6 protein-coding genes are annotated in these 13,749 nt (G+C 40.6%); all 6 read right to left on the bottom strand.

The features are described 5' to 3' along the window. Positions 1-200: 200 nt before the first annotated feature. On the bottom strand, positions 201-8,699 hold the full coding sequence (locus PI20285_RS05250; protein WP_105782196.1) for an MBG domain-containing protein: 8,499 nt from the start codon (positions 8,697-8,699) through the stop codon (positions 201-203). A gap of 92 nt (positions 8,700-8,791) precedes the next feature. After that, positions 8,792-9,802 (bottom strand): KxYKxGKxW signal peptide domain-containing protein, encoded by a 1,011-nt coding sequence (locus PI20285_RS05255; RefSeq protein ID WP_057775379.1) that lies wholly within the window; start codon positions 9,800-9,802, stop codon positions 8,792-8,794. 420 nt (positions 9,803-10,222) lie between these two features. Continuing rightward, positions 10,223-10,636: an arsenate reductase (thioredoxin) gene (arsC, locus tag PI20285_RS05260; protein WP_057775377.1), complete on the bottom strand. Its 414-nt coding sequence runs from the start codon at positions 10,634-10,636 to the stop codon at positions 10,223-10,225. A 65-nt stretch (positions 10,637-10,701) separates the two neighbouring features. Then, the gene (gene typA, locus PI20285_RS05265; protein ID WP_057775375.1) at positions 10,702-12,546 is read right to left on the bottom strand and encodes a translational GTPase TypA; all 1,845 of its coding nucleotides are present in this window, start codon (positions 12,544-12,546) and stop codon (positions 10,702-10,704) included. A 61-nt stretch (positions 12,547-12,607) separates the two neighbouring features. Then, the gene (locus tag PI20285_RS05270) at positions 12,608-13,378 is read right to left on the bottom strand and encodes an inositol monophosphatase family protein (RefSeq protein WP_179947334.1); all 771 of its coding nucleotides are present in this window, start codon (positions 13,376-13,378) and stop codon (positions 12,608-12,610) included. Positions 13,379-13,383: 5 nt separating this feature from the next. Next, complete coding sequence (locus tag PI20285_RS05275) at positions 13,384-13,668, bottom strand: UPF0223 family protein (RefSeq protein ID WP_057775373.1); 285 nt, start codon at positions 13,666-13,668, stop codon at positions 13,384-13,386. Positions 13,669-13,749: the final 81 nt, after the last annotated feature.

Below are 13,749 nucleotides of genomic sequence, written 5' to 3' on the forward strand. Positions count from 1 at the left end.
GATTGTAAAAAATTACAGTGCTAACTCTGCATATTATAGCATACGTAACCGCTGGCAAAAATTAAGAAACTGCGCAGATTACAGTAAATTGTTGGCATCCTCGAATTTTATTTTATTTTCGAAAAATATTTCTTATAATTCTAAAAAAATAGATGATGCCATCACTGACATCATCTACAAAAGCTCAAATTTCAAACTTTTTATTCTTCATCTTCGTGTTTCCGACGTTTCAAACCAAACAACGCCGTGAATCCACCTAAAATTGCCATGCCAATCAAGGAAGCAACATTTTCATGCTGTTCACCAGTTTGTGGCAATATCCCAGCTTTCACAACTGCGATATTCTTATTAGCCTTGCCTTTAGTGTTTGAACTCTCCAAGGTTTCCAATTTTACTTGTGAACCTGCAGAGTTCTTAATACCTTCTGTACTTACACCTGAATTACCCGTTCCAGAATTGGAGCCTGAACCAGGAGTAGTTGGCGTGTTAGGTGTTGTACCACCATTACCTGGTTTATTATTATTTCCATTGCCAGAGTTGTTACCGCCTTCGCCTGGATTGGAAGGTGTACCTGGGTTATTTCCACCTTCGCCAGGGTTAGAAGGATTTCCAGGGTTCGTTCCGTTGCCATCAGAAACCTTCTTGTACTGAACAACCACTAAACTATCTTCTGGTTTGTTGGTTGTCGCTTCTGGAATGGACTCAGCTACATCACCACTGTTCGTGTATCCAGACAAGTCTGGCGTTGCAACAGCCTCATAAACTCCTTGAGGTGTATATGAAACCTCACCAGTTGTCTTGTTTGTAACTACCTTGTAAACAACGTTTTCAATCACATCGTGTGGTGTCTGCTTACCAGCCCCCTCATAGTGAACGGTTCGAGTAACCGTAATTTCACTATATTCTAGGTTATTGGTTGGCTTGTAGGTAACCGTCACGGTTGAATCAGTTGGTTTATTAGTCGTTGTGGCCGGTGTATATCCAGCCACATCACCGCTGTTGGTGAACCCGTTAATGTTAGGCGTCTTAACTGTGGCATAGCCAGATTCTGGTGTGTAAACTGATTCACCAGTCGCCTTGCTTGTTGCGACATCGTAAACGATTGACTGAGTTTTATCAGCAGGTGTCCTTACTCCAGTCCCGGTATAATGAACGGTCTGGCTCACAGTAATTTTACTGTGGGTAATGACATCATTAATCGTGTAAGTGCCACTGATAAAGTCGCCATCATTAAACACATAATTTAGATTTGCATTTTTAACTTTTGCTTGCCCGCTTGCATTCAATTTAACTTCATAATGACCCACATTGGTTGGAATACCATCTACTGTTTTACCTGTGTCTTTATCAATAAATATGAAATCATCATTCGTAAGATTTCCAGGATCTACAACATCTTTGCCAGCTGTAACACCAAAATTAGGTGTTTTATCTCCAAAGTTTGATGTCACATCATTAACAAAGATTTCTTTGTCTGCATCACCAGTACTTGTTCCCGCGGGTTTGATCGTAAACGTACCACCACTGACCTTCACATTATAATTTGCACTTTCTTCGGCCGTTACCGTCTCATCATAATTTCCGGCACTTTCGCCTTCAACACGATTAACGACATAGGCCACATTGTCATTGCCTACCAAACCAGTAACGGTACCAGTCAGATCAGGATCAGCTTCTCCGAACACTTTGCCAGAATTATTGGCAGATACAGTAATTGTCTTCTTATTAACAACTAATGTTGTACTGATAACCGAATCTTTGCTGATTGTGTAATTTGGATTAACTGCCTGCAACTTAGCTAAACCCGATTCATTCAACGTAACTTTATAGCTACCAGATGCCAAATATTTTCCATCATTCGTGTAAATTGCATCAGTAATCATGTAATCATCATTGGTTAATTTCACACCATCAGTAGTTAAATTACTACCCACGCTAATCGTAAAACTCGGTGCGTCCCCATACGTAATCTCAGGTGGATTAACAGTTACTTGCGTAGTCTCGTCTTTTGGATCTGTCACTTTTGGTTTGATTGTATAAGTCCCACTCACAAAATCATCATCACTAAATACGTAATTTGGATTTGCGGCAGTAAGCTTATCTTTGCTACCTTCGTTCAAGACCACTTCGTAATTACCAACATCTGACGGAATTCCAACTACAACCTCACCAGTATCTTTATTGATAAACGTGAAATCATCATTTGTGATATTTCCTGGATTTACAACATCTTTTCCAGGCGTCACCACAAATGTAGGTGTTGGATTACCATAAATTGCAGTTGCATCACTAATGACAAATTGTTTGTTTTGATCCCCCAAAGCTGTTTCAACAGGTTTAATGACATAAGTTCCGGCTACAAAGTCGCCATCGGTAAGATCATAATTTGGATTAGCAGCAGATACTTTAGCTTTACCACTGTCGTTCAAACTAACTTGATAATCACCGACATTTGTTGGAACCCCGTCAGTCTCTTTACCTGTGGCTTTATCTACAAAGACAAAGTCAGCGTTTGTTAAGTTGCCTGGTTTCTTAAGATCTGACCCAATTGTGATACTAAAGTCTGGTGAACTTGCGCCATAATTTGATGAAGCGTCATTTACTTTAATTTGTGCATCTTCATTACCAGTCGTTGATGCTGGGGTAATTGTGAACCGGCCATCTACTGGTTTAATCGCGTAGTTAGCGTTATTGCCAACTGTGACGGTTACGAAGTAGCCACCTACATCTTCACCAGCTTCGCGGCTGACTGTGTAGTTCAAAGTATCATTACCAACTAATTGACTCTTGTCATAGTTTGCGGTGAATGTTGGATCATCAGTCCCGTAAACTTTTGTATCACCATTGGCGGTCACTGTAATCTGTTTTTGATTAACTGTAATCGTACCTGCGGTAACATCATCAATTGTGAAGTTCTTGTTGACCGCTTCTAACTTCTTGATGCCATCCGCATTTAACGTAACTTGATACTTACCTGCCGCGAGATATTTACCATCATTCGTGTATTTTGCATCCGTAATCGTAAAGTCCGCATTAGTTAAACCGGCATCCTTGGTTGTCAAATTCTTGCCAACTGTGACACTCAACGTTGGTGTGGTATCACCGTAGGTTATGGTCTTGTCATCCGTTTTTACAGATGCATCTTCATTACCAGTCGTTGATGCTGGGGTAATTGTGAATCGACCTGCTACTGGTTTAATCGCGTAGTTAGCGTTATTGCCAACTGTGACGGTTACGAAGTAGCCACCTACATCTTCACCAGCTTCGCGGCTGACTGTGTAGTTCAAAGTATCATTACCAACTAATTGACTCTTGTCATAGTTTGCGGTGAATGTTGGATCATCAGTCCCGTAAACTTTTGTATCACCATTGGCGGTCACTGTAATCTGTTTTTGATTAACTGTAATCGTACCTGTAATTAACCCAAACGTGTAATCTGGATTTGCGTCCTGTAATTTCTTTAAACCATCAGCATTTAAACTAACTGTATGCGTACCAGCATTGAGATTACCATCGGCTACTGTAACATCATCGGCAGTTAGCTCAACGGTTTTAACACCACTATCAGTTTGAATATCGAAAGAATAACTTGGTGTATCACCATAAATTATATCTGGAGCGGAAAGTGCAATTGTACTATACGTAACTGTGTCAGTGTCCGTTGTTTCTGGATCAGCACCGCTGGCAGTGATTGAAGCACTACTTTGCGTGAATGCACGACCATCTTGTACATTAGGTGTAACCGCGATAACATCACCAGTTACAATATCCGGCAAACTCGTCCCATACGTGCCAGTCAACTTTTCGCCACCGTTTACGGTATAGGTAAACGTGTTGTTTTCCGCACTGTTACCAACTGCTGTCACGTTAACATCCTGAGCTAATGGAGTTAGCACGAAAGATGGATTGAAGGTTTCATCCAATGCCGTGCTAATTGTCCCATCATCAGAAACTCTGAGTGCCAAATCATCAGAGGTTATAATAGCGCCATCAACAGATCCTAACGGAATATACGTCTTATCATCGACATATTTAATTGCTGAATCAACTGGTGTTGCATCATATCCAGCCGGAATTCCAGTGTAGGTAATTTGTTCAGGAACTTCTGCTGATGTTCCTGTAGCTGGAATAGCTGGCGTATACGTGACCGTTCCTGTTCCAACAGTTTTGTACGTGCCATTGTCATTAGCTACAAGAAAATCTGTCTTTAACGTATATGGCTGCATTTCATAGTAAATGACGATTGTTGGGATTCCGTCACCGGCCTTATAAGTCCCGCTGAGAGAATCCCCATATTTTAGACCAGCATAGGTCAGTAAAACAGCATCATTAATTTCATTAACAAGAGTGCCATCGTTGGCCATTCCCTCCATGTAATGGATGTTAAAGCTTGCTGGTGGAGTGGCAATCGTGTAATTATCATCTGTGTGTCCATTTAGTCGAACACTTCCAATAATCTTTCCGGTATTCTTCTCGATTACCTGAACATCCACATATTGAGCATCAGCTTCGTAGGTCACATTTGCCACGTTGTTATCAGCAATTTCACTAACGACAATTGTATTCGTATCTGAATGAATCATATATCCATCTTGTGCGTTAGGAGTAATCGCAACAGTATCACCATAGTGGATACCGGTTAAAGCTGTGCCATAAGATCCCGTCTGAGCATCCCCACCATTTACGGTGTAAGTAAACCCAGTTCCAACTTTATTACCCGTTGCATTTACAGTTACTGGTTCTTCATCAGCACTGTACGTAATGGTAATGTCACCATTAGTTGGATCTACACCATCGAAATTGGTTCCAGCGTTGTCCATCTTGATTGGCAAATAATTTCCATCCGAATCTTTAGCAAGGGTAACATCCGCGCTTGAAGGTGTGTATCCTGTGATTAAAGGAATCACAACTTCTGGTAAAGCGTCCATTAACGAGTAATGTAAGATGCCATCTGCATCTTCGGTTACGCTATAAGTTAACGTCTGGTCAACATCTTGTGGCGTTTGATCACCAGCACCCTCAAAATGGATTGTTCGGTTAAACGCTTTGAAAGCATCCCCTGTAATTGTTAACGCATCTGAAACAACATTAATATCGTAATTTTTATTAACTGCATTTGCTGCATCAAACGTAACGGTGACAGTTTTACTCCCAGGATATGTTAAGCCTTTGGTGCTTATCGTATACGCTAGAGTTTCACCTTCAACGGCGCCAGAAACAGCAACAGTTGGGCTATGCGTAATTGGGTTAGCTTCATCGTACTCATACGTACCACCAGTAACCGTAATTGTGACTGGTTGTTTCTTAATGGTATAAGTGGCTGTTTTACCACTAATATCGCCTAAACTGAAGTTACTAAATGCCTTGGCAATCGTATTAACTCCTTGTTCAGTTAATACAATTGTGTATTCACCAGCATCTTTTGCATTATTTTCAATTGTATAATCGCCAGTTCCAAGTGTGACATCTTTCGGAACCGCAATTCCATCAGCGGAATCAATCAAACTAACAGTTGGTGCATCACTAATTATTTTACCGTCATAAAATTTTGATCCATCATTGACGTTAATTGAAGCCGTGGCGGGTGTAATTATATACGTTCCAGTCGCCGCTGCTAACCCTGGTAAGTAGTAATTGGTGTTCACGCTAAGAAGATTTGTAACGCCAATTGCGCTTAGTTGACTGGTATATGAACCAACCCCAGTTAAATCAGCTGTTCCTGTCGTTGGTGTAAAAACGAAATCAACATTTAGGGTCTTAGATGACCAAATAAGCTGAATTTCTTTTCCATTGCTTAAAGTAGCATAAACATCAGGCCAAGCATTGATTGCCTTGCTGTCATAAACCTTTGTCCCATTTTCAATCCTAATATTGGTAACAGTAGCAGGCGTAATTGTGAAAGTTCCAGTTTTACCAACTGTAATGTCATAGTTTGCGTTTGTTCCGGCGGTTACAGTGATATCGTAAGTACCAGCATCTTCGCCAGAAACTCTAGCTATTGTATAGTCAAGGGTATCTCCAGCAACAATTGGAACGTCCGTTGAAGCAGTTAATTCTGGATCGTCTGCTCCAAAAATTTTGCCGCTATTATTAGCTGTTAGTGTAACTTTCATTTTGTTAATCGTGTAAGTCGATGTTAATTTGGTCAAATCATTCAGCGTGTAATTGCTATTGACCTTTGTGATTTTGTCAATTCCAGCTTGGGTTAGTTGATAGGTATAAGTACCGGCTCCTTTTAAGTCAGCAGTTCCCGTGACTGGTGTAACTGTGTAATCGCCTTGTTCAAGAGCAACTTTAACGGGTGCATCTATGGTTAAATCTGGTACTGTTACACCATCATAAGTTTTTGAACCACCATTTAAAGTTACTGAGCCTGCAGCAGGAGTGATTTCAAACGAACCTGTTGGCTCACCAAATATAACCTTGTAGTTAGTACCGGTTGCAGCGGTAATGGCGGCTTGAATATTTTTTTCACCAGCCGTACTCAACTGAACTTGATAGGTGTCAACATCGGTACCACCGCTGGCTAACTGAATATCATCATTGGTTAACGTGTACTTAACACCAGTTGGCAAAGTAACACTGTAGTGACTAGCGTCAGGCTTTTGTTGTGAGCCATTGTATATTTCGCTTTCACTACCACTTAAGGTAACTGTTGTATCTGCTGGGGTAATTGTTAATTGTGCTGTATCAGTTGCATCAATATTGTAATTATCATTTACAGCACTATCCGTTAAGACAATAGAAACTGTCTGTGATCCAGCATCTGTTCTGGCATTGTTCGTTAGACTGTAACCAAGTTGCTCATCACCAATTACACCCGTAATGGTAACGTTACTATTTGGAAGTGAGTGACTGCTGCCATCATATTGAGATCCACCATCTTCAACCGTAATGATAGCTTTAGCTTTATCAATAGTGAAAGTTGATTCAGTTGGTGTACCAAAAGTAACAGTATAGTTAGTGCCAGTTTTGGCAGTAATTGCTGCTTGAATGTCTGTTTTACCTTTATCACTTAGGACAACATCATATGTGCCATGATCCTTGCCACCACTGACCAATTGAATGTCATCATTGGTTAAGGTGTACTTAACACCAGTTGGCAAAGTGACACTATAGTGACTTGCATCGGGCTTTTGTTGTGCGCCATTGTACGTTTCATTTTCACTACCACTTAAGGTAACTTTCGTATCTGCTGGGGTAATCGTAAACGTTCCCGTTGCGTCACCATACTTAACGGTATAGTTTGTCCCAGTGGCTTTCGTGACTGCGGCTTCAATATTCGTCTTACCCGTTTCACTTAAAACGACACCATATGTTCCTTCATTAATGCCACCACTAGCTAATTCAACGTCTGCATCAGTTAAAGTGTACGTAACACCGGTTGGCAAAGTGACACTGTAGTGACTAGCGTCAGGCTTTTGTTGTGCGCCATTGTACGTTTCAGTTTCACCACCACTTAAGGTAACTGTCGTATCCGCTGCGGTAATCGTATACGTTCCATCATAAACAGGAGTAATAGCAAAGTTCGTTGCAGCAGCTAATTTGGCCTTACCTGCAGCACTAAATTGAATAGAATACGTACCAACATCTTTAGGATTAGTAACCACAACACCGTCTTGTAAATACTCAAAGTCTGCAGCATCCCAGGTAATTTTGTCTTTAGGATTAGTTCCTGTATTCGGCACTATTGCACTTGTGTCATCCGTATCAGTCCGTGAAAAGTCAACAGTCGGCACATAAGAAATCGGTTGTCCATCATAGGCCTTTGTGGCCGTATCATCTGACTCGATGGTTGCGTTCACTGGTGCAGCCGTAATAGTAAAGTCTCCATCCGTCACTGATGACACTTGATATTCGGGATTTTTACTATTTATCATGCCAGTATTGACTAGAATACTACCAGGGTAGACTCCTACGTCTGGAGAAGTATAGTAAATGTTAGAACTATTTATGCCTGAAGTGTCAAGCTTGAAAATGTTACCAGCACCATCCGTAAAGATAAGATACCCAATGTTGACCGGGTCGTCAGGAAAGTCATCATTACCATAATCATAGTCCATACCGTTGTAAACTTTAGTGCCCGTAACTGTTAAATTAATATTCGTCTTGTAATATAATGTGATTTCCGTAACGGCAGCACCAGCTGCGTCTGTCACAACTACGTTACCGTCCGCATCTGGTTTTGAGAAAGTAATTGTCTTGGCAGGACTGTTCTTAGCATCTGCTGCGTTAAATGTGTAACCAGTAGCGGTTGGAGCATCAACTGTTGCTGTGTAGTCACCGTTTAGCGAACTATCAGGTGCAAGTGTATTGCCAAAGTAATCTTGATAATGAACGACAATTGACGTCTGATTTACTGTGTACGTCACCACATCGGCATTATCTGCTGCAGAATCGGTTGCTGTAAATGAAGCATGACTTTGTGTTGCAGCATATCCAGCTACCGTTCCCGGAGTCACGACAACTGCATCACCAACATTGATTCCAGTGAGTGCAGTGCCATAGGTTCCAGTCTGTGACTCGCCACCATTGACGGTGTAAGTGAAAGTTCCACTTTGGTTTGAGCTGACGGTTACTTGTGCGGCTACTTCGGGTACTGTAACGGCGGGATTACCGTTATCATCAACAACCTGACCACCTTGTACCTCATAATGACTCCATTTAGGCGCACTATCACTAGTAGTCTTAATTCCCACAGCAAACTCTGTAATTCCTTCTGCAGGTATAGCAATGACCTTTGTAAAACTGTAGCTTCCATCTTCATTTGGGGAACCAGTTGTACTAGCTTTTAAATATAACCACTCGGAGTAGCACTATTTGGATTAGTTCTCCCAATATACAAACCAGTCACATCAGTACGATCATCTAAAAAAGCAATGGCATTATTCGTAGCTGCGGTTGGGACTCCACCAACAACTCCGTTAACCGCAACAATAACTCCATCTTTGGCATAAATTACCGTATACCCATCCGGAATTGTATGTCCATTAAAAGTCGAAGAGGCTGCAGCAATCGTGATTGTCTGTGCCACTCCTGTTTTAGCATAGACTTCTGCTGCTTCTTTTTTTGCTTGATTAAGCTCGGCTGAAGTTGGGTTAACCAAGGTAGCTGAACTCGTAACAGAACTGCTACTTGCAACATCAGTTTCCAAACCATTTAAACTTGCGCTACTGCTATTCTCAGAACTGTTACTTGCTGCACTTGAATTGTTAGTTTCAGCAACACCACTCGTTGCACTATCTGCCAAACTCGTTGTTGATGCACTCGCGCTAGAGATAGCTGCAGAAGAACTTGCTTTGCTATTTTCTGAAGCAATTGAATTCTCACTGTCAGCAGATGAGCTTACGGCATCTGCTGAATTTGCAATACTCGAAGTACTTTTCTGGTTTTTATTAGTTATTTCGCTCGATGTATTATTTGAAGCTAAGTTTGCAGAACTGCTAGTGGAACTTGCAGAACTCGAAGTTGAACTAACTGCACTACTTGCGCTGCTACTACTTGCAGAACTTACCGTGCTACTTTCACTAGCAGCACTAGAAGTTGCACTGCTGGCAGCCGCTTTACTACCAGAACTCGCTGAAGAAGCGGCACTGCTTGCGACCTCAGTTGTCGGCACTTCTGCTGTAGTGTCCGCATAAGCCATTGGATGACCGAAGAAAATACCCGTACCAAAAAACAGGACGGTTATCCCGGCAAACAACCAACTTTTTCGTACTTTATACATTTTAAAATGCTCTTTAGATTGCCCCATATCTTGTAATAGTTTCAAACGTTTCAATTTTCTTTGACGATTGTTCATATCGCACATCTCCTATTTATAAAGGATATTAATTAACCCTAAATGTAACCAATTTCATTATAGCACCATTAAACCCGAAGTAGTATATAACACTTGACGAAAAATTAAAATTATTCATTTTTTGACTAAAAATTACAGCATTCTGTGAAAATTATATTTTTATAGTTATATTTGAAGCTGTATTTCATAAAAATACCGTTTACTTTCTGAAACCTCATACATAATTGTTTAAAAATAGTGTATGTAAACGAATAAAGAACCACAATCGCGAAAATTAATTTCAGCCATAATTAACGGCCATTTTAAATTGTATTTTTTAAGATTAAAATCAAGAAGTTGAATCGGATTAGTAAGCATTTTTGAAGACACAAAAAAACAGCTAGCTTTCTTAAGCTAACTGTTTCATTTCGGCATTTTTAACTATTTTTCTAATTGATATAACTGTATAATACGTTCCTGAATCTCATCACGAACTTCGCGAAAAACATTCAAAACGGCTTCTTTATCGCCTGTTGCTTGGGCCGGATCTTGTAATGGCCAATGAAGTTTTCTCACGGAAGGCGGTGTGATTGGACAGCGATCGCGGGCGTCCCCACACAGGGTGACGACCAAATCGGCATGCATTAAATAATCCATATCAATCAACTTCGAAGTTTGCTTAGAGATATCAATCCCCTTCTCGGCCATGACCTGAACTGCTAATGGATTTAAACCATGTTTTTCAATTCCGGCGCTTTCTACTTGCCAATCTGATCCTAGTATCTGTTTGGCAAACCCCTCTGCCATTTGGCTACGGCATGAATTGCCAGTACATAAGAAGTATATTTTACGCATTCATTAATCCCTCCTAAGATACAAAAAAGGAAACTCAGACTTGAGTTTCCTTTATTATACCTTATTTATTTCTTTGAAGCAGTCTTACGACGTTTTGCGTCTTTTTCACGTTCATTCGTATTCAAAATTTGTTTACGAAGACGAACATGTTCTGGCGTAATTTCACAGTACTCATCTTCATCGATGAATTCTAGTGATTCTTCAAGTGTCATATGCGTTGGTGTTTTAATTTTAGCCATATCATCAGAACCAGCAGCACGAACGTTGGTTAAGTTCTTACCACGGGTGATATTAACTGAAATATCGTTTTCACGACTGTTTTGACCAACAATCATACCTTCATAAACATCTAAACCGGGATCTACGAAGATCGTTCCACGGTGTTCAACACCCATGATGGCATATGTTGTAACTTTACCAGTATTAATTGAAACCAAAGCCCCATTACGACGGCCAGGATTCCAGTTTCTGATAACTGGTAAGTATTGTGAGAATGTATGGTTCATAATTCCGTATCCACGAGTCATTGATAGGAAGTAAGTTGAGTAACCAATCAAGCCACGAGAAGGAGCTAAGAATGTCAAACGTGTCTGTCCATTATCTGTGGATTCCATGTTCTTCATTTCGCCTTTTCGTTGTGACAAGCTATCAATAATTGAGCCAGTATATTCATCGGGAGTATCAATTTGAACGGATTCGTATGGTTCGCAAAGCTTGCCATCAACTTCCTTATAGATAACTTCTGGACGTGAAGCTTGTAATTCATAGCCTTCACGACGTAAAGTTTCAATCAAGATTGATAAATGTAATTCCCCACGGCCTGAAACAACCCAAGCACCAGGATCATCAGTATCTTCAACTCGTAATGAAACATCTGTATGCAATTCCAACTTCAATCGTTGTTCCAACTGACGAGAAGTCACAAACTTACCTTCACGTCCGGCAAATGGTGAATCATTAGTTCTGAAAGTCATCTGCAAGGTTGGTTCGTCAATACGAAGTAATGGTAAAGCTTCTTGATGAGCTGGATCAGTCACAGTTTCACCGACGAAAATATCTTCCATCCCTGAAACGGCAATCAAATCACCAGCTTTAGCTTCGTTAATTTCCAAACGTTGCAAACCAAAGAAACCAAATAACTTCGTAACCCGGAAGTTCTTAGTGGAGCCATCAAGCTTTAAAACTGTAACTTGGTCTCCAACTTTGATTGTGCCCCGGAAAATACGGCCAATACCCACACGACCAACGAAATCATTGTAATCCAATAAAGCAACTTGGAATTGTAATGGTTCCTCACTGTTATCAACAGGTGCTGGAATCGTTTTAACAATTGTGTCAAATAAAGGTTTCATAGTATGCTCTTGATCAGCAGGATCATCTGAGTAACTAGAAGTTCCGTTTAAAGCACTAGCGTAAACAACTGGGAAATCAAGTTGTTCTTCATCAGCGCCTAATTCGATAAAGAGATCTAACACTTCATCAACAACTTCAGAAGGACGTGCACCTGGGCGATCAATTTTATTGATCACAACAATTGGTGTTAAATGTTGTTCAAGGGCTTTTTTAAGAACAAAACGTGTTTGTGGCATTGTTCCTTCGAGCGCATCAACAACCAACAACACACCATCAACCATGCGCATAATCCGTTCAACTTCACCACCAAAATCCGCATGTCCTGGGGTGTCCAAAATATTAATTTGTCTGTCGCCATACTTAACGGCTGTATTCTTAGAAAGAATCGTAATGCCTCGCTCACGTTCGATCACATTAGTATCCATAGCCCGATCTGCAATCTGGGTATGTTCATCCAATGTATCTGATTGTTTAAGCATTTCGTTCACCAAAGTTGTCTTACCGTGGTCAACATGGGCAATAATTGCGATGTTTCGAATATCATCTCGTCGTTTCAAAAGTGTTTCTCCTTTTCCTGGTGTCTCCATAAAAAAACTGCAACTAGCTGTCACAGTCAGACTACCTAATCATATTGATTATATCTTTTTGTGTATTTCTGGTTGATACTAATACATCATTTGATGATAGCATATCAACCGGTGTGCCGTCAACCTTTGTTACCGAAAGTTCAAGCGTTTCGCTCAATATTTTTCCAGCTGCAAAATCCCATGGCATCAAATGGGAAATGTAACCGTTTTGCTTTCCAGTCAATACCTGAATAAATTCGATTCCGGCACTTCCGATAATTCTCACACCGGAACTAGCCTCATCGATGGCCTGCAAATGATAACGATCATGAACCAGCATTGGACCGCTTACCCCTAACAAACCTTCTCGTAAAGTAAGATTATCCGGAGTTCTCAATTTTTGGGTATCGGTAAACACGCCGATTTCTGGTCCCCCACCATAAATAATGTCATGCATCACATCCATAATGTAGCCCAAGATCCCCTTGCCGTCAATATACAAAGCAATCATAATGGCGAAATTATCGCGCTGTTTGACAAAATTCAGGGTGCCATCCAGGGGATCAATTATCCACACGTGCCCCTTCATGTCTTGAACCACATCGCCTGAGCCCTCTTCGCCTAAGATTCGCGCTTCTGGATCAAACTGGCGAATAAAGTTCACCAACTTTTTTTCATTGCTCTTATCAATATTTGTCACTAAGTCCTTACGGCTTGATTTTTCAGAAATGGCTAACGGATCTTGCATCTCCTTTAATACATCCATCCGAACCTCTTCAAGCCAACCACGAATGACCCGGTCGGTCTCTTGTACTTTTTTCATTTTAATCACCTATTTGTTAATGGTCCAACCCTTTTTTTGTTGGAAGTTTGTGCTGTTTTGATGGCTACATAAATGTCAAACCCTGAAGATTCCAAAAATTTCTTGGTTAATTGTTTTTCTTCAGATTTACTTTTCACGACTTTTTTAAAATCATGATATTGATCGAGTAAAAGCTGCCGATCAATCCCATTTAAGTAGGCTGTTTCAACGGCCGTATACAACGTCACAACCGTAGTTATTTCTTCGATCTGCCATTCTGGCTCTAATGGGTACGCATAATTTTCGCTCATTACCGGCTCTGCCTCTCGTGAATCTAGATTATTTCCATTCTACCGCAAAATAGACCAATTTAAAAACATTCTTCCCCTTTT

It is taken from the genome of Pediococcus inopinatus (genome assembly GCF_002982135.1).
Classification (GTDB): domain Bacteria; phylum Bacillota; class Bacilli; order Lactobacillales; family Lactobacillaceae; genus Pediococcus; species Pediococcus inopinatus.

Bases quoted from the DNA above. Each gene is read 5' to 3' on its own strand.
- PI20285_RS05255 (WP_057775379.1), bottom strand. From the start codon at position 9,802: ATGAACAATCGTCAAAGAAAATTGAAACGTTTGAAACTATTACAAGAT.
- arsC (WP_057775377.1), bottom strand. From the start codon at position 10,636: ATGCGTAAAATATACTTCTTATGTACTGGCAATTCATGCCGTAGCCAA.
- PI20285_RS05270 (WP_179947334.1), bottom strand. From the start codon at position 13,378: ATGAAAAAAGTACAAGAGACCGACCGGGTCATTCGTGGTTGGCTTGAA.
- PI20285_RS05275 (WP_057775373.1), bottom strand. From the start codon at position 13,668: ATGAGCGAAAATTATGCGTACCCATTAGAGCCAGAATGGCAGATCGAA.